This window comes from Cytophagaceae bacterium (assembly GCA_016722655.1).
In the GTDB taxonomy this organism is placed as follows: domain Bacteria; phylum Bacteroidota; class Bacteroidia; order Cytophagales; family Spirosomataceae; genus Leadbetterella.
The window spans coordinates 554,217-575,309 of the sequence record JADKIR010000004.1; the positions used below are offsets into that span (position 1 = coordinate 554,217).

The 21,093-nt window shown below is 36.6% G+C and carries 20 protein-coding genes; 7 read left to right on the forward strand and 13 right to left on the reverse strand.

What is annotated here, in order from left to right; all coding sequences use genetic code 11:
• Together IPP61_03010 and lhgO are read right to left on the reverse strand one after the other, a co-directional pair.
• Window positions 1-2,115, reverse strand: a complete 2,115-nt coding sequence (locus tag IPP61_03010; protein MBL0324143.1) for an NADH-quinone oxidoreductase subunit L — start codon at window positions 2,113-2,115, stop codon at window positions 1-3.
• An 84-nt stretch (window positions 2,116-2,199) separates the two neighbouring features.
• The gene (gene lhgO, locus IPP61_03015; protein MBL0324144.1) at window positions 2,200-3,402 is read right to left on the reverse strand and encodes an L-2-hydroxyglutarate oxidase; all 1,203 of its coding nucleotides are present in this window, start codon (window positions 3,400-3,402) and stop codon (window positions 2,200-2,202) included.
• Between the two features lie 136 nt (window positions 3,403-3,538).
• On the opposite strand from lhgO, the gene IPP61_03020 reads away from it, so the two are divergent.
• Both IPP61_03020 and IPP61_03025 read left to right on the forward strand, forming a co-directional pair.
• A complete protein-coding gene (locus IPP61_03020; GenBank protein MBL0324145.1) occupies window positions 3,539-3,811 on the forward strand; it encodes a hypothetical protein in 273 nt (90 codons plus the stop codon).
• Window positions 3,812-3,948: 137 nt separating this feature from the next.
• Window positions 3,949-6,021 (forward strand): BatA domain-containing protein, encoded by a 2,073-nt coding sequence (locus IPP61_03025; protein ID MBL0324146.1) that lies wholly within the window; start codon window positions 3,949-3,951, stop codon window positions 6,019-6,021.
• Between the two features lie 325 nt (window positions 6,022-6,346).
• Here the strand turns inward: IPP61_03025 and IPP61_03030 are convergent, their stop codons facing one another.
• Both IPP61_03030 and IPP61_03035 read right to left on the reverse strand, forming a co-directional pair.
• Entirely contained in the window at window positions 6,347-7,369 is a 1,023-nt protein-coding gene (locus IPP61_03030; protein MBL0324147.1) for a hypothetical protein, read from the reverse strand.
• Window positions 7,370-8,554: an MFS transporter gene (locus tag IPP61_03035; protein MBL0324148.1), complete on the reverse strand. Its 1,185-nt coding sequence runs from the start codon at window positions 8,552-8,554 to the stop codon at window positions 7,370-7,372. It lies immediately after the preceding gene.
• Window positions 8,555-8,713: 159 nt separating this feature from the next.
• Between IPP61_03035 and IPP61_03040 the strand changes: the two genes are divergently transcribed.
• The 5 genes from IPP61_03040 (at window position 8,714) to gatC (ending at window position 12,738) form a co-directional block, all read left to right on the forward strand.
• Window positions 8,714-9,664: a hypothetical protein gene (locus IPP61_03040; protein MBL0324149.1), complete on the forward strand. Its 951-nt coding sequence runs from the start codon at window positions 8,714-8,716 to the stop codon at window positions 9,662-9,664.
• Window positions 9,665-9,833: 169 nt separating this feature from the next.
• The gene (locus tag IPP61_03045) at window positions 9,834-10,871 is read left to right on the forward strand and encodes a PmoA family protein (GenBank protein ID MBL0324150.1); all 1,038 of its coding nucleotides are present in this window, start codon (window positions 9,834-9,836) and stop codon (window positions 10,869-10,871) included.
• A 66-nt stretch (window positions 10,872-10,937) separates the two neighbouring features.
• The gene (locus IPP61_03050) at window positions 10,938-11,699 is read left to right on the forward strand and encodes a TerC family protein (GenBank protein ID MBL0324151.1); all 762 of its coding nucleotides are present in this window, start codon (window positions 10,938-10,940) and stop codon (window positions 11,697-11,699) included.
• A gap of 8 nt (window positions 11,700-11,707) precedes the next feature.
• Window positions 11,708-12,454 carry a 1-acyl-sn-glycerol-3-phosphate acyltransferase gene (locus tag IPP61_03055; GenBank protein ID MBL0324152.1) on the forward strand — a complete coding sequence of 249 codons (747 nt, stop codon included), beginning with the start codon at window positions 11,708-11,710 and terminating at the stop codon, window positions 12,452-12,454.
• Entirely contained in the window at window positions 12,451-12,738 is a 288-nt protein-coding gene (gene gatC / locus IPP61_03060) for an Asp-tRNA(Asn)/Glu-tRNA(Gln) amidotransferase subunit GatC (protein ID MBL0324153.1), read from the forward strand. Before IPP61_03055 ends, gatC begins: the two co-directional genes overlap by 4 nt.
• 1 nt (window position 12,739) lies before the next feature.
• On the opposite strand, the gene IPP61_03065 is transcribed toward gatC, so the two are convergent.
• The 9 genes from IPP61_03065 to IPP61_03105 all read right to left on the reverse strand — a co-directional run bounded on the left by IPP61_03065 (window position 12,740) and on the right by IPP61_03105 (window position 21,041).
• Window positions 12,740-13,285: a YceI family protein gene (locus IPP61_03065; GenBank protein MBL0324154.1), complete on the reverse strand. Its 546-nt coding sequence runs from the start codon at window positions 13,283-13,285 to the stop codon at window positions 12,740-12,742.
• A 32-nt stretch (window positions 13,286-13,317) separates the two neighbouring features.
• Window positions 13,318-13,980: a hypothetical protein gene (locus tag IPP61_03070; GenBank protein MBL0324155.1), complete on the reverse strand. Its 663-nt coding sequence runs from the start codon at window positions 13,978-13,980 to the stop codon at window positions 13,318-13,320.
• Window positions 13,981-13,998: 18 nt separating this feature from the next.
• A complete protein-coding gene (locus IPP61_03075; GenBank protein MBL0324156.1) occupies window positions 13,999-14,508 on the reverse strand; it encodes a Rieske (2Fe-2S) protein in 510 nt (169 codons plus the stop codon).
• 31 nt (window positions 14,509-14,539) lie between these two features.
• Window positions 14,540-15,880 carry a hypothetical protein gene (locus IPP61_03080; GenBank protein ID MBL0324157.1) on the reverse strand — a complete coding sequence of 447 codons (1,341 nt, stop codon included), beginning with the start codon at window positions 15,878-15,880 and terminating at the stop codon, window positions 14,540-14,542.
• Window positions 15,877-16,446 (reverse strand): sigma-70 family RNA polymerase sigma factor, encoded by a 570-nt coding sequence (locus IPP61_03085; protein MBL0324158.1) that lies wholly within the window; start codon window positions 16,444-16,446, stop codon window positions 15,877-15,879. The genes IPP61_03080 and IPP61_03085 overlap by 4 nt, the downstream gene beginning before the upstream one ends.
• Before the next feature lie 209 nt (window positions 16,447-16,655).
• Window positions 16,656-18,008, reverse strand: a complete 1,353-nt coding sequence (locus tag IPP61_03090) for a carbohydrate kinase (GenBank protein MBL0324159.1) — start codon at window positions 18,006-18,008, stop codon at window positions 16,656-16,658.
• 6 nt (window positions 18,009-18,014) lie between these two features.
• Window positions 18,015-19,130: a lactonase family protein gene (locus IPP61_03095; GenBank protein ID MBL0324160.1), complete on the reverse strand. Its 1,116-nt coding sequence runs from the start codon at window positions 19,128-19,130 to the stop codon at window positions 18,015-18,017.
• Window positions 19,131-19,227: 97 nt separating this feature from the next.
• On the reverse strand, window positions 19,228-20,283 hold the full coding sequence (locus IPP61_03100; GenBank protein ID MBL0324161.1) for a hypothetical protein: 1,056 nt from the start codon (window positions 20,281-20,283) through the stop codon (window positions 19,228-19,230).
• Window positions 20,280-21,041, reverse strand: a complete 762-nt coding sequence (locus tag IPP61_03105) for a site-specific DNA-methyltransferase (protein MBL0324162.1) — start codon at window positions 21,039-21,041, stop codon at window positions 20,280-20,282. Before IPP61_03105 ends, IPP61_03100 begins: the two co-directional genes overlap by 4 nt.
• Window positions 21,042-21,093: the final 52 nt, after the last annotated feature.

Consider the following 21,093-nt stretch of genomic DNA (forward strand, 5'->3'; position numbering starts at 1 on the left):
CTAAACAAATAATATTCTTATGAAAATAATTCCTAATGCCAATACCACCATTCCCAGTACATAAAACTGGAGCTGCCCACGGGCAAAAGTCCTGATTTTATTTCCCAGATTTTGTAAACCACCTGAAATCCCTAAAACCGACCCATCAACAAACCTTTTTTCGAAAATTGCAGAAATGCCTGCAATTGAAATGGTCAATGAGCCCACCCAATTTACCAGTCCATCAACCCATTTTTTATCAAAATAGTAAATAAGCCCCTGAATTCCATCAAAATTATCTTTTGAATCAGAAATCTTAAAAATTTTGAAGGAAGTTAATTTCCGGCTTAAAAAAAGATAAAATTTATCTATATAAAAGTGGTTCATTGCCAAATTGGCTATGTTTTTTTGCCAACCCGTTTTGGTTTCTCCCAAATAATACCGTCTGAGTTCTTCAAATGTGGTATTATATGAAATCAACAAAGCCAGAGTCATAATTCCATAAACTGTGACAGGAATCCAATGAAAATGAATATCTCCACCTCCCCAAATCTTTAAAAACCAAACTTCTTTGTATTCAAAAACAGATTTTGAAAATAAAAAATATCCTGAACTTATAGCCAAAAAAATCACTGCCACATCAAATACACCCAGGTTTCTGAAAAACTGTATCACTCGGTCCTCTCCCAAACTATCATTTTCGGCATTCAGAATATCCTGTATCGATTTTATGGTTTTTCCAAAAGTCCTTTTTGTTGTGTCTATTATTTTTCCAACCGGGCTTTCCTGTCTTTCAAAAAACACCATTACGATCTGTCTGACCATGTAAAAGGCCGTAAGGAACGCCGTTATTCCCATAAATATAGGAACTAAAGATTTTATATTGAACTGATTATTCTCAAACCCATAGGCAACTGCAGAATTGAGCAATGCCTCCTTTGACAAATAACCCGATGTAAGAGGAATTCCTACCAGAGCTGCAGCACAAATCAAATAAACATAAAAAATTACAGGAATTTGTTTCACAAGATTCCCCATTTTCCTCATGTCTTGCTCATGATGCAAATAATGTATCACCGCTCCTGCACTCAAAAACAAACCTGCTTTAAAAAAAGCATGCGTAGCCAGATGAAACAAACTTGCACCTACTGCACCCATTCCCATACCAGCCACCATAAAACCTAACTGAGACACCGTAGAATAGGCAAGCACTTTTTTAATATCATATTGAAAAACAGCAGAAATACCTGCCAATACACTTGTAAATGAACCTATTAAAGCGATTACCAAACCCGCCTCCTCTGGAATTATTGGTGAAATCCTTCCTAATAAATAAACTCCGGCTACAACCATAGTAGCAGCATGAATCAAGGCTGATGCAGGAGTAGGGCCTTCCATGGCATCGGGTAGCCAGGTCAGTAAGGGCAATTGAGCCGATTTAGCCGCCACACCACCAAAAACAAGCAAAACTGCCAGATTTTGGATTTGATTTACGGTCAAAAAAGGAAAATGGGATATTTTTGGGGTAATCACTGCCGTGGGTAATTCCTGAAAATCGAGTGTTCCGTACAAAAGAAAAAATGTAAAAATTCCGGCCAGAAAAAGGGCATCTCCTACCCGGTTCATCAAAAAAGCTTTCAGTGAGGCATCGTTGGCCGATTTTTTTGTAAACCAAAAACCAATTAACAAATAGGAGCAAAAACCCACCAGCTCCCAGAAAAAATACAATTGCAGCATATTGCCAGAGAGAACCACTCCGAGCATCGAAAACACAAATAAATTTATGAAAGCAAAAAAACGGTTGATTCCGGGGTCATTTTTAAGATATCTGGTAGAAAAAAGTTGTACTGCCAATGCGATAACTTGTACCAGAATATACATAAAATACGACTGGTTGTCAATTACATATTTAAACTCAAAATGAGTATCGCCTACATTGAGCCAGCGGTAAGAAAATGCGTAATACTCCTGATAATTGAGCTCTACGCTTGAGCTCACCACCAATCCCATTACATTGAATATCAAGGATATCCACCCGGAAAGATCCTTAAATACTGTATATTGCAATCCCATCAGGAATACAAAACCCAGCAAATACAACATGAGATTTAAAAATACAATTGACTCGGGAGTCATTTATTCTAGGGTGATGTTGAAAAGACAAAACTAAGGAATATCCCTTTTAAACCTTTAAAAATTAGCTAAAATCAGTCCTTTTTTTCAGCTTAATCTTTTCAAGGCCATTTCAGAGATGGTTTTACCAATGGCCAACGATGAGGTAGCCGCCGGAGACGGTGCATTGAGCACATTGATGGCCTGGGAGTTTTCGATAATTGCAAAATCATCCAATAGCCCTCCGGTATAGTCACAGGCCTGTGCCCTCACGCCGGAACCACCCGGTTTAAGGTCATTTTCGGTTATTTCAGGAATCAGCTCCTGAAGAGCCCTTGTAAAAGCAGCTTTTGAAAATGAGCGATAATATTCACCCAGGCCAGTTCGCCAGAATTTGGTCGCAACTTTTCTAAAACCCGGCCAGGCAAGTGTTTCATAAAGTTCACCGAAATCAACAGAAAATTTAGAATATCCTTCACGTTTAAAAGCCAAAACTGCATTGGGTCCCGCTTCAATTCCCCCATCTACCATTCGGGTAAAATGAACTCCCAAAAAGGGGAAATTAGGGTCAGGAACAGGATATATGAGGTGTTTAACCAAATAATGCTTTTCAGGCTTTACTTCGTAATACTCGCCACGGAAAGGAATTATTCTTACATTAACTTTTTTATTCTCAGTAAATTGAGCTACTTTGTCACTATATAACCCTGCACAATTAATGACAAGGGTGGTGTCATAACTTCCCAGGGAGGTGACCACAGTAGAAACTCCGTTTAATGCCGAAATTGAAGTTACTTTTTCCCCAAATTTCATTTCCCCATCCAGCTTGAGAAATAATTCGAGGTACTTTTCGGTAACTTTAGTATAGTTTATAATACCGGTTTGAGGTACTAAAATACCGGCGATTCCAGCCACATGGGGCTCAATTTCCCTCATTTGTTCCGGGTTCAATTTTTTTAAACCGGTCAATCCATTTTGAAGTCCTCTTTCGTATAATCCGTCCAAAATCGGAATTTGAGATTCATTGGTTGCTACTACGATTTTACCACAGAGGTCATATTTAATTTCATTTTTTTGACAAAAATCAATCAATTGATGGTAACCGTCGATACAGTTTTTTGCTTTAAGGCTGCCTGGCTTATAATACAATCCCGAATGGATAACCCCTGAATTATGCCCGGTTTGGTGTGGAGCTATATGGTCTTCTTTTTCAATTACCACCAATCTTAGTTTAGGATTGGATTGTTTTAGGTTTAGGGCAGTAGAAAGTCCCACTATTCCACCTCCGATTACAACAACATCATACCTCATTTTATGTTTTTTTGCGGGCATTCCACAAAAACATTCTGATTTTAAGTCTTATTTCGATTTAATAAAGAAAATAAACTTTGTGTTTTTGGAATGCTCAATTTAAATTTGTGCAAATTTAAAAGATATAAGCTTTATAATGAAAAAGAAACCGGGTATTATATTACTTTTTGCTGTGGTAGCTATCATGACCTCATGCAGCTATCAAAAAACTAACAGAATCGAGCAAGATGACGTGAATGAAGGCAGTGAATATGTGTATGGTGTACACCCTGACTCAATGGCTCGCCAACTAAGTGTAACTTACGAAGCCAAACCAGAGCTTGAAGCCCGTACTGCTGAGATTAAAGAGATTTTATACCCTTCAACTAATACTGCGGTTGCTGCGGCTGACTCAGCAAGTGCTCAGTAATTGCCCGGGATATTAATATTTAATGATTTTGCGGATTCTGATTCTAATGGATTATTCCGCAAAATCATTTTTTTGTATAAAAATATTGCTAAATTCATTCCTCAGATTTGTCTTAATTTTAAATAAACAAACCAGATATGCAGTTTTTGTTTCCCGGAGTATTGTGGGCATTGGCAGCATTGGCGATTCCGCTGGTGGTGCATTTGTTTAATTTTCGAAGAACAAAAAAAGTATATTTTTCTAACGTCGCTCTCCTAAAGGCCGTTGAGACCAAATCGGCCTCATTTAGAAAACTCAAAAGATGGCTCATTATGGCGGCCAGGATGCTATTTTTGGCTTGTCTGGTTTTAGCTTTTGCCCAACCTATTTATTACAAAAACAAAATCACTCCATCGACCAAACCCGTTGGAATAAACGGCATTTATCTCGACAACTCGCTCAGTATGCAAAATACAACTGACAACAAGCGTTTTCTGGATCATGCCATTATCAAAATCGATGAATTGTTGTCGATATTTAACAGATCATCAAATTTACAGCTCACCACCAATGACTTTGATAGTCAGGATCAGTTTATTACAAATTCCTCTAAAATCAAAGACAGACTTACTACTCTGGATTTTTCGGAAAGTCCAAGAACCCTGGAACAGGTATATAAAAGACAACATGGAATTGCAGCCAAAAACAACCCATCGGCGTCAAATGATTTTTTCTGGTTTTCTGATTTTCAAAAAAGTACCATTGGTTCATTGCAAAGTCTGAAAATTGACTCAAATGACAAGGTTCACCTGATTCCGGTGAATGCGGCGGCTTACCAAAACGTATTTGTTGATTCTGTTTGGCTTTCAATGCCACTGATTCGTGAAATGCAGAATAATACGCTATATGTTAAGGTATTTAATTCGGGAAATAAAAAAGTGGATAAACTACCGCTTAAGCTTTATATAGACGACATTCAATCTTCCACCTCATCGGTTACCATTGAGCCCAATGGCTATCAGATTGCTTCTTTTACATTCACTGTGAAAGACAGGGGTATCCATAAAGCAAAAGTGAGTTTTGATGACCAGCCGATTATATTTGACAATGAGTACTATTTTGTTCTCAATGCTTCTCCGACCATCCGAATTCTGCATCTATACGGCCAACGTAGTCCACAAAATTATATCGGAAAAATGTACGCCAACGACAGTTTGTTTAATTACAACAGTTTTTCAGTGCAAAATTTTGATCCGGGTCAGGTGCAAAATGCTGATTTAGTACTTCTTGATGGGGTTTCAGCTATTGAAGGCGAACTGAAAAGTACTTTGCAAACGTTCCTGCTTGCCGGGGGAAATGTTTTTATTAGTCCTTCAGAAAATCCTTCGGTTGGCAGTTTTCAGAGTTTTCTAAATCTCTATGGTATTACAGGTATTCAGAATGTTTATGAAAATATAAATCCCGAAAACTTCATGGATATTACTGAACCCGAAAAAAGTTCGCCTTTCTTTGAGGGAGTTTTTGAATCCGGCACATTCAATGGAATGGTTAGTTTACCCCGAAGCAATAACGTGTTAAGTTGGGGCGGGTCAGCAGAAAAACTACTTTCTTTCAGAAATGGACAGGTATTTATGTCAAAAACCAAAGTGGGTGACGGCAACATTTATATGATGTCGGCTCCTTTGATTTCCAAATTTGGCAATTTTGCCGAGCATGCCTTTTTTGTACCTACATTTTATCGTATGGCCTCACTGAGTAGTAAATCTGAAAAAGTGGCCTACAGTTTTGAGAATTCTGACATACAATTTTACTTGCCAAATGCACCCAAAAACGCCACATATATTCTTAAAAACCAGAAAATGGAGATTATCCCCACCCAAAGGCTAATCGGAAAAACGCTGCATCTTACCTTGCCGAAGTCATCGGAACTGGGCAACAAGAATCAATTTAAAGCCGGGTTTTATGATTTGGTAATAAATGGAAAAGTGGAAAAAACACTGGCTCTCAATCATGACAATATGGAGTCGAGGCTCGAAATTGTTTCGGCAGATGAGCTAAGAAAAATATTTGAAAATCAGGCCAAAGTAGAAGTTTACAACAATATTTTTGACGGAGAATTTATAGAAGCCTTTCGTGACACTTCACTTGGGAAACCCCTCTGGAAGTACTTTCTGATTGCCGCATTGTTGTTTTTATTGACCGAAATAGCCTTAGTGCGTTTGATGAAATAACAAGTAATTGATTACTTCTTACTTGTTTGTGTCCTTGCCCTTGTTTGTGCCCTAGCCCTTGTTTGTGTCCTAGCCCTTGTTTGTGTCCTAGCCCTTGTTTGTGTCCTCACAAACAAGAAGAAGACTTATTTTGTATCCTAGCTCTTGTTTGTATCCTAGCCCTTGTTTGTGTCCTCACAAACAAGAAGAAGACTTATTTTGTATCCTAGCTCTTGTTTGTATCCTTGCTCTTGTTTGTGTCCTAGCCCTTGTTTGTGTCCTCACAAACAAGACCGACTTAGTTAATATCGGACCTTTTATTGTATTCCTTTAAACAAGTCCAACCTCAATGCAAATTCACCATTTTCAGGCTCAGCTCCACTACTTCACCCATGTTTTTACAATCCAAAAACTCCTTGTTTTTATAGTGTTTTGCCAGGTCTTTTCTGAGTTTCACGAGATTTTCCTCAATGCATATTACATCAGTTTTCATACAGTCAAGCAGGTGTTCCAGTTTAACTTTTTCAGCTTTCATTCGACCCGCTATGAGTGAGCGTTCTTCAATCTGGTATTGCTTTACCGACTCCGGCGTCATGTATTTCATACCCAATTGCACCAATGGATTGTTTTGTTTGAAATACTGTGGCATATAAACCGACTTTGACCCTTCAAACGACTGTTGGTCAAAATCTATCGCCCTGATACGGTATTGGAAATCTTCGAAATCAGGTATAGCAATCACGACAAAATTGCTGGAATGCATATCACCCAAAAGTCTTACAAAGCACCTCTCATTAAATTTCACAAACTCTTTCGATAGCCTGATTGGATTCAAGTTCTCACTTTTCAGGTGTTTTTGCATAAAAAGATCCCCTGTAATCCCTACAATATGCTCTTCTATCAGAGTATTTTCATAGGTAATGTAAGAGATGGCGTTAGGAGAAAGCAAGTGCTCCAATTCCAATCCATAGATACGGGAAGAGTCGGCTTTTTTTATGTAAAAATAATCTCCGTTGTCGTTCACTTTATTGATTATCCTGATTCTGAATGGCAGGGTATTGGCATAAGTACACACATCCACACGGTCAACTACCAAGTGATTGATAACCGCCTCGTCACCGTCAGTTTTTAAATCGGCATAGATAGCTTTCAGGTTTTCATAAATTTCTTCCATATCACTTTGGGGATAATACACGGTTTCCCAAAGAGTATCTTCTCCTTTTTTGTCATACAATGTCACCTTGCTGTTATACCGCAGCAGGTCTTCGTATTTCAAAGGGATTTTTTGTTCCCGTCCAAACTGCGTCAGGTATGACCTCAATTTTGTTGAAATCGCAAATGGAATTTTTTTCTTTGATATTAGTGCCATTTATTCTGTATAATCAAGGTTTTTGGAAAATGTATCTTTTAAAAAAAATGTGGAAGAAAAAGCAAAAATAAAACATAAAATACCTGAAATGGCAGCTGCTTCCAATACTGAAACACCGAAAGCAGGCCTGAGCCACTGGTAAAAAAGACTTATGGGTACTGCAGCACCTCTTGCGAAATTAGGAATGGTGGTGGCAACAGTTGCCCTAAGATTAGTGCCAAACTGCTCCGCAGCAAGTGTGATTAGGTTTACCCAATAACCTGCAGCAAAGCCCAATGCTACATAAATTGCATACAATAACCCTACTGATATGTTTTTCGAAATCAAATGGAAAATCAACAAAACCAGCCCTAAAATCAGAAAAAAACGAATAACTTTTAATCTGTTTTTAAACCATTGGCTCAAAAGGCCGGAAGATAAATCGCCGATTGTAAGACCAATATAAACCAATGAAACAGCGACACCGGCTTTAATTTCTGCTTTAATACCCAATTCTGCGGCCACTTCGGGTGCCAACTGCATCAAAATGGCGATGGTAAAAAATATGGGCAAGCTTATCAGAATACTTGAAAAATACCTCTTAAATCTGCTTTTATCGGTGAATAAAGAAAAGAAATCACCTTTAAGTTTATCCGAAACTTTTGCTTTTTCAAATAAGGAAGACTCAAATGTATTGAAGCGAAGTACCAATAAAAGTAAACCCATACCACCACCGATTAAAAACGAAATTCTCCAGGTAGTAAGGTCTCCCAACAATCCCGCAAAAACTGCACCCAATGCACCTGAAGCCGCCACAATGGCCGTACCATAGCCTCTTTTTTCCTTGGGCATAACCTCCGAAACCAGGGTTATTCCCGCACCCAACTCACCGGCAAGTCCAAAACCCGCCACAAACCTTAAAACATAATATTGCCACAGCTGATCCACACCGGCATTGAGTAAATTGGCTAATGAATACACCAAAATAGAGCCAAAAAGCACCGAAAGCCTCCCTTTCTTGTCGCCCATTACCCCGAAGAAAATACCACCGAGAAATGTGCCGATCATCTGAATATTGAAAAGATTTAGACCGATTCCAGCCAATAAATTTTCAGGAACTCCCAGACTCAATAAACTCGACTTTCGGATTACAACAAATAAAATAAGGTCGTAAGCATCAACAAAATAGCCCAATGCGGCGACCATGACAATCAAATAAGGATGGTTTTTTAGGATTTTAGAATTCAATTAACTTAATATTTATGATAATCGTCAAAAAAGGATTGAATATAAGGGCAATTGGGCTTTGAAAACAAAAATAAAAATATATTTTTGTCGTTAATATCTAACCAAAATAAAACACTTATGGAAGAAACTAATAAAAGCAGTAACTCAGTCATGAAAGCAGGGCTGGTTCTTGCTGTAGCTTTAGCAGCCGTATTCGGCTATCTTTATTTTAATGAAAAGCAACAAACTTCTCAGCAAAATGTCACACTTACCGAAAAAACTCAGGAGCTTTTAAGAACAAATACCAAACTTGATTCTATTTCGTCAGAATTAGATGCCAAAATTGCTGAAATCACTGCTCTGGGCGGCCAGGTTGATGAGCTTGAAGCCATGAAAGCACAATTGGAGAAAGACAAAAAGTCTCTGCTCTCTTCAAAAAATTTCAACTCAAAAGAATATCAGACTAAAATAAAAAATTATGAAACTATTTTAGCTGAAAAAGATGCCGAACTGGCCAAATTACGTGAGGAAAATGCTGTTCTTAATAACCAAAATCAAATTCTTTCTTCTGAAAATACAGGCTTGAAAAGCTCCAATACCGAACTCAAATCGGCCAAAGATGCATTGGCAGATTCAGTTTACAGAACTACCGTACAAAACCGGGAATTATCAGAAAAAGTAACCCTTGCGGCCGCCCTCAGACCTATGAACTACTCTGTGACAGCGATAAATTCAAGAGGCAAAGAAAGAGATGGGGAAGAATTTAAAGCACGTAGAGTTGACAGAATCAAATTAAGTTTTAAACTCTCAGAAAATCCATTGACTAAAAAAGAGAACAAAACTATTTATATGCGAATGACTGACCCTAAAGGAAATGTGATTTCTGATATGGCAACCGGTTCAGGTGCATTTAATTTTGGTGGAAAAGAAACCATATACACTGCCAAGCAAACTGTACTTTATAATAATTCTGGTCAAACGGTGGAATTTATCTACAACCGCGGAACTAACTATGAAAAAGGCACATATAAAATAGAATTATATGCCGATGGGTTTAGAGTTGGGCAAACCAATTTTACGATTAAATAATATTTTTAAAAGATAAAATTAAGAAGCGGCAATATTGTCGCTTCTTTTTTTTGGTTAAAATAATATCTGAATTAAGCATTTCTTACAATCTAATTATTGATTCAATACTCTATTTTTGATAGAAATTAATTCTAATTTGAATTAATCAGAAAAAATCAATCTTAAAAAAATGAAAAAAATATTGCTTTTGGCTACCATTGGCCTTTTTCAAACTGCTTATGCCCAGAAAAAAGTGAGCTTTAAAAACCTGGATTCAGAACATAAGATAGAAGTAAAAATTGGAGAAAAAATTTTTACCAATTATTATTATCCGGGAAAAGATGTTTTGAAAAAAGCGGTATTAAATCCTGTTTTTACCCCGCAAGGCACCGAAGTGACCCGGGGCTGGCCCATTTCACCCCGAAAAAACGAAAGAATAGACCATCCGCACCATGTAGGTGTATGGCTTAACTATGAGGATGCCAACGGCCATGATTTTTGGAATAACTCTGTTGAAGTAGAAAAATCAGGTGATAAACGCACTTTTGGAACCATTGTTCACACCGGAATAAAAACTCAGAAAGGCGGTAAAAAATCCGGAAAACTAGTTGTTACTGCTGATTGGTTAGATAAAAATGGTCAATTGATGCTCATTGAAGAAACAACCTATATTTTTTCTGGTAAAGATGAAACTAACATAGTTGACCGGATCACCAAACTGACTGCAGCAGACAAAAAAGTAGTATTTAAAGATGTAAAAGATGGCTTTTTTGCCATCAGAGTCGCCCGTGAACTCGAAATTCCTTCCAATAAACCCGAAATGTTTACTGATGCAAGTGGTCTGGCTACCAAAGTGCCGGTGCTTGACAATACAGGCGTAAATGGAAATTACCTCAATGCACAGGGAATTACCGGAGAAGACACCTGGTCAAAACGCTCAGAATGGGTCACTCTTCAGGGAAATATTGGTCAGGAAAGTATTTCGGTAAGTATTTTTGACCATCCCAAAAACGTTAATTATCCTTCATACTGGCACACACGCGGGTACGGTCTTTTTAGTGTTAATCCTTTAGGCGAAAAAGTATTCACAAACGGTAAAAAGGAAACCAATCTGACCTTAGAACCGGGTCAATCGACCACTTTCAGATACCGATTGGCGGTAAGCAGTGCCAAACTATCGCCGGAAAAAATACAGATTTTGGCAACGGACTTTAATAAACGGTACTAAAAATGCATAAATGGTAATTTTTTTTGATTGATAAGTTATAATTTTGCAAAAAAAATAAATTCTATAATGCAAGATTTACTCACCTCGGCAGCCCTGACCAGTATTTTGACGCTTACAATTCTCGAAATCATTCTGGGAGTCGATAACATCATATTTATTTCCATTATATCGGGAAAGCTTCCCAGCCATGAGCAGAAAAAAGCACGAAACATTGGCCTATTAACTGCAATGGGTATCAGAATAGGTCTGCTATTTGTATTAGGTTGGGTTTTAGGGCTGGAAAAAGATCTGTTTAATCTACAGGATCTTGGACTACCTATTGACCTTGGATTTAGCGGTAAAGACCTCATACTGTTAGGCGGAGGGTTGTTTCTGTTATACAAATCTACTTCAGAAATACACCATAAACTGGAAGGTAAAAATGATGATTTGGACACCAATAAAGGCGTTGCATCGCTTTCAAGAGCGGTTATGGATATTACCGTGATAAACATTATTTTCTCTATTGACTCCATTATTACTGCAATAGGTATGACTACCGTGATAGCTGTTATGGCAGCTTCGGTGGTACTATCAACGATTGCCATGTTGCTATTTGCAAAAAATGTAGGTGATTTTGTTGAAAAACACCCAACAGTAAAAATGCTTGCCCTTTCGTTTTTAGTTATGATAGGAACTCTTTTGGTTGCCGAAGCATTCCATGTACATGTGCCAAAAGGTTATGTGTATTTTGCAATGGCGTTTTCGTTTTTGGTCGAAATGCTTAACATTAAAATGCGTACAAGCTCTAAAAAACCCGTGGAATTACATACCCACGTGAAAGAGTAATTTTGCCAATGATTAAATCAATAAAACTGGTATTGAATTATCTTTTCAACGCCTGGGCGATATTTTGGTTACTAGCTATTTATCTGATTTTGCATCCGTTTATCTGGATTTGCACCCGAAAAAAGTCTTGGAACAGATATGGAACCAAACTCACTAATCTATGGGCAGATTTGTTTTTCCCTATAGCCGGAATCCCTGTTTCGATTGAACATAGGTTTAATCCGGATCCTGAGAAAAAATATATTTTCGTAGCCAACCATTTTTCATATCTCGATGTAGCTGTGGGCATGAAAGTAGTGAGGAATTATTTTTCTTATATGGGAAAAAGCTCCGTAAAACGTATCCCTCTTGTAGGTTATATGTTTGCAAAATTGCACATTCAGGTTGACAGAAGTGACAAAAATAGCCGAACCAAGGCTCTCATGAGATCAAAAAAAGCTTTAGAAGAAGGCAGGAGCCTTTTTATTATGCCTGAGGGTGGGATAATTTCGCCAAGCATCCCGAAAATGCAACAACCATTTAAAGATGGTGCATTTATTCTGGCAATTGATTCGAAAGTACCCATTGTGCCGATTACTTTCTTAAATTTGCATAAAATAATGCCCAATATCAGTTTGAAATGGGGAATTCCGAAAGTGGTAATTCATCAGCCAATCGATACCAGGGATTTGAATTCGGGAGACATTGAATTTTTAAAGCAAAAAGTTTACGAAGTGATTCAGACCGAGTTGGATCAATATTATTCAATAAAATGAAAATTGACAAAGAAAAAATAGAGCAAATAGCTCATTTGGCCAGATTGGAACTTACTGAAGAAGAAAAACAATCAATGGCCAAGGATTTTGAAAATATTCTGGAATGGATGGATCAACTCAAAGAGATTGACACCACCCAAACTGAACCACTCATACACATGCATAAAGGTGTAAATATTTACAGAAAAGACGAAGCCGAAATCCACTTGTCAAGAGAGGAAGGGCTTTTAAATGCTCCCCTCAAAAACGAAGAATATTTTAAGGTACCAAAAGTAATTGAGTAGTTTACAAAGGAAAAACCATTGAATATTTGATGGTAATTTTGTCATCGGTTTTGATTCCCATCAGTCCCGGAGGTTCTACCGCAAAATCTTTCATATTAATCGTAAAACCACCTTCAAGCTTTATAGCGTTTTTTATCACCGATTTTGTTGCCTTCAATTCAACCGGCTTGCTTACCCCATGGAATGTTAAATTCCCCTTTGCAGTCACCTGACTATCTGACTCTTGTATTGACGAAGCCGAAAAACTCACATTAGGAAATTTAAGAGCTTCCAAAACTTCGATGGCATGTGAGTCGCGGTTAGAATTACCACTATCAAAACTTTTTACAGGAACTACAACCGCCACCGCTTCGATTTTTTGGCTTGTAGAATTATATACAATTACACTTTTTGCCATATTTGACTTAGCATCCCAATCATGCATGGGGTGTTTCATGGCATAAGTAATATATGAAGACTTTTTATCGGCTTCTATTTTCTTTTTTTCCTGAGAAAAAGAAGAAAAACCTACACTCAGAAGAGTGAATAGCAGAAGTATATTTTTCATTTATAATATTTTAAATACACAGATAACAAACCTTAAAATTCAAATTTTATCGATGCTATTGCCAAAGCATATGCACCAAAAGTAGTCATTGCCACACCGCGATGTATTTTTTTCAGATTTGCGGGGTCTGAGCTATGCTCTATTTGCCGGGCAAGTACATTAGTTGTTATCATTCCGGACAAATGAACCACTGAAAGAATTTTATGCAATTTAATATTGTCAAATTTCGCACGGTTTACCATTGGAGGTGGTGCCGTAAAACTCAGTAAAGCAGTGCTGAAATAGCCAATATTGATTCCTTTTGCTAATCCCTCATGAAAATCTTTCAAATCTCCATCATAAGATTTATAGAGTTTAGCCCCTACTATTCCCTGAGCAACCATCGCCGCTGCGGTTGCAAGCCCTAATCCCTGATGAAACCTGAACATATTTCTTCTGATTTTGAGCTCTCTTTCCCGATTCTCAGGTGTCAGCACTTTAGGAGCTAATCCTACTTTACGATACAAACCTTTTTCTCCCCAAAAAATCCTTTGAGTAAAAAGCATTTTCTCGGGTAAAAGCTCAGAACTTGCAGCAGATGTTTCACCTAATAAATCGGTAAGAAGACTATCTGCGGGATGATCCTGAGCGTAAATTTTATTGCTCACTGCAACAATTATCAAAAGAAAAATGAGGAGTTTTTTTTGTATTTGCATTATTCTAAATAATCAGTTTTAAGCTTTTACCTGTAATGTACTGGCTGCAGAATCAAATTTAGTTGAAAACACTTTTAAACTTGAGGATGCAGGGTCTTTTTCAACAGCTCCGGTCAGGCTAAATTCTGAACCATGATTATTACAGAAAAAATCGCCCTGTGCTTTACGATATTGGAGATTAGTACCTTCGTGGGTACATTTTTTCGAAACTGCCACATATTGCCCTCCGGCATTGGCTATCAAGGCATCGCCAACAATTACAAATTCGCCATCAGTAGTAAGCTTGGAATAATTGGCATTTTTAAGGTCAATTATGAAGTCGAGTGAATTTCCAGAAGTAGCCCCTGTGATACCGGAAGCAGCATTTCCGCTGTTATTATTACCTGAATTACCTCTTGAAGACCCATCGGGCTCAACGTTATCATCTGATTTACAAGACGAAACCGCCCCAATACAATAAAATGCCATTAGTGCCTTTGAAGAAAGGCCGAGTGTTTTTAGAAATTGTCCTCTTGATATTGATTCCATAGTTTTAGATTATTTAAACTATGTACGAACATCAATTAATTTTGGTTGCTCTTTTAAAAATATTTGTTGGAATAATATTAAAAAATACGCCTGCAGAATATAATCTGACATTCCCGAAACCTATGTTTCGAAGAGGAAGTTTAATAAATGGCTCAACCTGAACGGATATTTTATTGGAGATTTTTCTTTGTAAACCAATTGAAACATTGGCAACGCTGTTAGCTGCGAAACCGGTACTTCCTTCCCAATTTTTCCATTTCAAATTGGGGTCATTGTCATTTTCATAATGATATTCATATGTTTCTTTAAGCATGTAATAATTGGTAACACCTAAAGAAACATAATATGCATTTTTATTTTTTCTGAATGGAAAATAAGTTAAACTAACCGGCAAATCGAGCATATTACAGGATGCACCCACTTCTGTTAAAGGCGAACTCGGGGTTCCCCATTTGGCAGGCCATGCGTAATCTTCAGCATAAGCTTCGTATAATTTAAGTGACCGGATTACAGCAGTTCTAATTTGCAAATCAGGTGTGATGTTATAAGACAGTCCTAATTGTAAATTGTAGCCAATTGGCTCTGATTGACCCATAACCACCGAGCTGTAATCAGGTGAAGCTCCAAAGTTTATAGCCCAACGTGAAAATCTTGTTCTTTTGCTATTTTGCTGTATTTCAACATATTGTTCATCCGAAATAGTAATAACAGAATCTAAATTTTCGGCACTTTCATCTTTTGTAAGAATCTCACTATCATATTTTATAGCAGTTTCGGTTCCTGAAAAAACTTCCTTAGAATTCAAGGAGTCCATTAAGGGAATATTTTTGGTTTCATTTTGAGCAATTTCATTCTTACCCGTATTTTCCAAAACTTGTTCTTCAAATTTCTCTTTTCCGGATTGAGAATTGGAATCTGAATTCAGAATTTCTTTGGGAATAAAAGATTGCTGACTGTTTTTTACAGGTTTCAAATTGCCTCGACCAGACCCTTTTACGATATCCAACTCTGTGTTCCCAGCAAAAGTGATATTATCTTTTCCAAAAACTTCTTTTTCGACCTTTTCCTGAGTTTTAATTTTGCTTTTGCTTTCAAATTTTTCAAGGTTATTTTTCAAAACTCCGGTATTCTTGGCCAAATCACTTTCAGAATCTGTTTTTAAATAAAAATACCCTCCAATAAATGCAAAAATTAAAATTGCTGCGGCACTTCGCCACCAAAAAGGTATAATTTTTCTTTCCTTTTTTTCTTCCAATTTTGACTCCATAGCCTCCCAGGCTCCTTCCCAAAGAGGTTCTGAATGGGAATCAGCTCCAGATTTGATCCAATCATCAAACTCGCTATCAGATAAATGCTCCCACTCTCTTCTCATTGCCTTTCAAAATTTAATTTATCTGAAGACTCCAACATTCTTCTCAGCATTTCTCTTGCCCTGGAAACATTTGATTTGGAAGTACCCACCGACACCCCAAGCATTTTGCTAATTTCTTCATGTGTATAGCCGTCAATAACATACAAATTGAAGTTAGCAAGATAGTTTTTGGGCAATTTATGTACCAGCTTTAACAAATCATCATAGGCCAGACGGTCGTTGGGCGAAACCTCCTCAACGGTCATTCCTCTTGCAGTATCAATTTCATGATGAAAATAATGCTTGTTTTGACTCCTATATGTGTCTATTGCAGTGTTCACGACAATCCTTTTAAGCCAGGTGCCAAATGGCCGCTCAAAATCATAAGTGTTTATTTTATTGAAAACCTTTAAAAATGAATCATTTAAAATCTCCAGAGCTTCTTCTCTTGAACTGGAATATCTCAAACATAAACTCATAGCGAAACCAAAGTACTGCTTGTAGAGCAGCTCCTGACACTTGCGGTCGTTTTGTTTACAACCCTCAAGTATTTCCCGAACTTTTGATGATTCGGCGGTTGGTTTCATATTATTACGACAAGATTAGATGTAAGGTTGCAGAATATTTTTGACCAATGTATATACATTAATTGAATTTCCAAAAACAATTTCACAAATTATTTTACAAATTCCGGATTTAAACTCTTTTAAATAAGTTTATAACAATTTTCTATTAGAATTGTTTGGATATTATTGTTTTACACAGAATTAAGAAAAATACCAAGAATAAGATATTTTTAAATAAATCTCTTCATTTTTAGTTTAGCAATATCAAAAGGTTTTTCGTTCCAACCATCGGCAATGACCAGGGCAGCACCCAAAGAAGATGCTTGTGATAGTTCAGAAGCAAAAACCTGAATATTGTAAAAAGCTTCAGCCAGAAGATTCATAAAAATAGGATTTCGGGAAAAACCACCATCAACAAAAAGTTTACGTGGAGGTTTTGAGCCGAAAACCAATTGCGTAGATGCCACTTGCTGAGCAACCATATCCATAATAAACTGGTGGTAAGCTTCCTCAATATTGGAAAAAGAATTGAGGTTACGTTCTACAAAAGGACTGTCAAACAGACTTCCCACTTCAATTTGATTGGGAAGTGCCTGGTGGAATTTTTTACGCAAAGCCTGTACTATTTTATAATCAAAATTGACAGATTTATAAAAATCCGGCGAGGCAGAGAAATATTCAGCCAAATGTTTTACCTGTCGGGCGTGCTCATTTCCCGAAAATAATCGGGAAGCCCTCACAGTTTTACCTTCGTAGCTGATAAAATTCAGACAGTCTTGCCGGAGCTCTTTTTCGGTTAATAAACTATCATTAAACGGATTGAGACTTATGCACCAGGTACCAGTAGAAATCAAAACAAATGGCTCATTAACTGATTTTAGATATGGCACCAATGCAGCAGAACTGTCATGGATTCCCGGACCGATGATTAAATCTTCTTTTTTTATAAAATTACTGGCACTAACCGGAGGTAAACAGGCAACATGCCAATGTTCATTGTCAAGCCACTGATGATAATCATTCTTTTCAAAATCCCACATAGCCGTATGACAACCAATGCTTGTTAACTCGGCTTTGGGCTCACCACTAAACAAAAAACTAAAATATTGAGGTAAATGAAGAGCGAATCGGGTGTTTTTTAAAATCTCAATTTTATGTTTTTTTAACCAGAACAGTTGCAATCCAGAATTAAGCAAATCGAGGTCTGGGGAAGCCACATTTTTAAAAAACAGACCGTCAGTATTGTATTTTTCTATAAACTCATTTTTAGTGGTTTTGGGCAGCTTTTTCAGATAATTATAAACCGGGGCTAGTGGTTGAAGGTCTTTGTTGAGATATACAAAACTGGCTCCATAAGCCGAAAAATTGACTGCCTTAATATGAAAAGCCGGGTTTTTAGATATTTCATCATATATTGATTTTACCCAGGCAGATATAGCCATCAGGTCGTCGGCTGGCTCTCCGTCATCGTCTGAAATCTCATCAAAAATTACTTGATTTTCAAACACAACATTATAATCAGAATCAAAACCCAATACTTTTTTATTGGTTTTGCCTAAATCAAATATCAAACATATATCCAGCATAAGTCAATCCTTTAAAAACTTTACACATACGGGCATTGATACCGAAAGTTCGTGACCGGTTTCGGTCATTTTCCCATTTTCCAATTTAAATATCACAATATTATCGGTATTTTGATTGGCAACCATCATGTACTTACCGTCATGGGTGATACCAAAATTACGGGGAACTTTACCCTTTACTGAAGTTTGGTCAATTTGAGTCAGTTTTCCATTTGATTGATTTACAGAAAACCGCACAATGGTATCATAAAACCGATTGGAGCCATACAAAAATTTACCATCTGGTGAAAAATGAATATCAGCACAGGAATTATTTCCGGAAAAATCAGGGGGCAATGTACTTACTTCATCCATTGGTGTGATTTTACCGTTTTCATACAAAAACTGAGTAACTTTGCCGGTAAGTTCCTGAATCACATAGGCATAAGAAAGTGTAGGATGAAATACAAAATGGCGTGGACCCGAGCCGGCACTTAATTTCACTCTCTGGATTTCAGTCAAATGACCAATTTTGTCATCAAAAGAATAATTAACCACTTCATCAGTTCCAAGGTCCGCCACAAAGAGATTGCGGTTGTCAGGCGAAATGTTTACTGAATGAACGTGAGGTTTTTCTTGCCTGGCGGTATTTGGACCATTGCCATAATGCTGAATCACCTGCACTGGTTCGCCCAATGAACCATCGTTATTAATAGGTAAAAGACCAATTGTACCGCCGGTATAATTTCCTGCAAAAGCCCATTTTCCTGTTGCATCTAAAGAAATGTGACAAGGATGGGCTCCCCCTGAAGGTTTTGAATTTAATTTTTGGAAAATCCCGGAAGCTTTATCAAAATTCCAGGCGTCAACACTGCCTCCGTCGGTTTCGCTTACTGCATAAATATTTTTTTGCCCCCTATCAAAATCCAGAAAAGAGGGATTCTCTATGGCATCAGAATGACTTACGATTTTGACAGTCCCGGTAGCCGGCTCATATTTGGCATAATAAATACCTTTTGAGCCTTTTTGAGTATAAGTACCAATCAGAAAATCGTAGGTTTTGCCATCCATTTTTTGGTAAGTTTTACAGCTAAAAACTGTAAGAGAAAATATCAAAAAAATCAATGATATTTTTTTCATAAACAATATGGTTGATTTTTATTAAAAAAGAAGGAAATAGAAAGTTATTCTTACCTCAAGATAAAGCTTATTTTAGTTGTACAACACAATTTATACGTCACTTTATCTGTTTCCTAATATCGTTAATGAATTGTGAAATTGGTCGAACATAATTTCTTAATCCAACATGATTCAGTGCATGCTTTAATCGGCGACTATCATCCGGTAAATAAAAAATTTGACGTTGCTCTCCAAGCAAAGTTAGCTTATCATCAGATAAATCTTCATCATAAGTTACAACGTGAAAAATATTTTTTACTTTAAATCTATTATATACTTCTGTACTACTACTAACATTTTTCCAACGTTCTCTAATTGTTCTTTTACATGAAATTCCAATTAACCACCCATCCTTAGTTTTAACCCAATTATCCACTTCTAAATCGGCCTGAAAATGAGATGGTGCCTCAGCTCTTTTTATCTTGTAATATCCTAAAATAAAATTTGTTACATCTTCTAAACTTCCGCCGGCTCTTTGTTTTCTCTTCTGTCCAGCTCTTCTTTCAAATTCTTGTACAAATGATGTTAAAACAATATCTTTATCAATTTCACTTAGTAAATATTCACTTGATAAAATTACTTTAAGAGTTGAGAAAGCTTTTACAATTTCGGTTCTTTCTGCAGTTAAGCATCCTTTCACACCAATATCATCCCAAAGTGAAATTACAGTCGCTAAACCCTTATCTCCCTCAACATCAAGATATGTTTTGGCTATATTTAGTGTAAACTCTTTATCATCACTTGGAATATTTGAAATAGCTTGATTCAAAGGCAACATTATATTTTCACATGTAAGAATAAATGCATCCATCTCAAAAGAATTAGATATTTCTAAATCTAAATCATTTAATAATCTCCTTACTCTATCAATATTTTTAGTTGCTTTTTTAAATCTTTCTTCAATTATGTTTTTTAGTACATGTTTTTGTAACTCAAGTGTGTTGTCACCCTTATTGTCTCTAGCAATAACTCGCAAACTACTAGTTATCAAAGTTAAAAGCTTTGGCTCATTACCAATCTTTGCATATTTATCACTACTTATTAACATCCGAGAAAACCAATAGACTTTATGCCAAGGGTTTCGAATTTCTGATAATAAATCTGTCGGTTTCAACCTTCAATTTGTTTAAGTGAAAACTTTAATCTTCTTTGACTTTCAAATAATTTTATACGTTTCAATGCCATTTCAACATATTCAGGCGATAATTCAATTCCTAGATAATTCCTTTCATTTAAAATGGCAGCAATTGCTGTTGTGCCTGAGCCAATGAAAGGATCCAAAATTGTCTTCGCATTTGTGGAAGAAATAATTCTATCAATCAAATCGATAGGAAAAGGAGCTGGATGCGGATTATTCATTTCTTGCTTAAATTCCCATACATCTCCAAATGCATTCGCTTTTGGAATAAGCCTGAAATCAGGTTTTGCAATTAAATATATAACTTCATAAGTTGGCAAGAAGTAACCTTGGTTAAAATTTATTCCTCCCCTTCTTTTCCAAATAATAATTTGCCTTACTGGGAAACCACTTATAATATCTTGCCTATCTTGTAAAAGTCCATCTTGAACTCTCCATTTATGATTGTAAAAAATTGCTCCATCATTTGGGATAATTCTAAACATCTCGGTTAAACAGTCTCTTTGCCATTTTACATATTCTTCATGTGGCATACAATCATTATGATGACTATAACCATTAACTAGCTCCGCATTTTTCCATTTCCCTCCTCTTCCATCTTTCATTCCATTGCCAGTTGAATTTTTTAAATTATAAGGTGGAGAAGTTACAATTAAATCAATACTATTGTCAGAAATTTTTTTCATTTCTTCTAGACAATCACCTTGGATTATTTTATTCAATTCAAAATTCATTTATAAATAATTAATAAATACCATTAGCAAAACAATAAAAACCAAAATTACA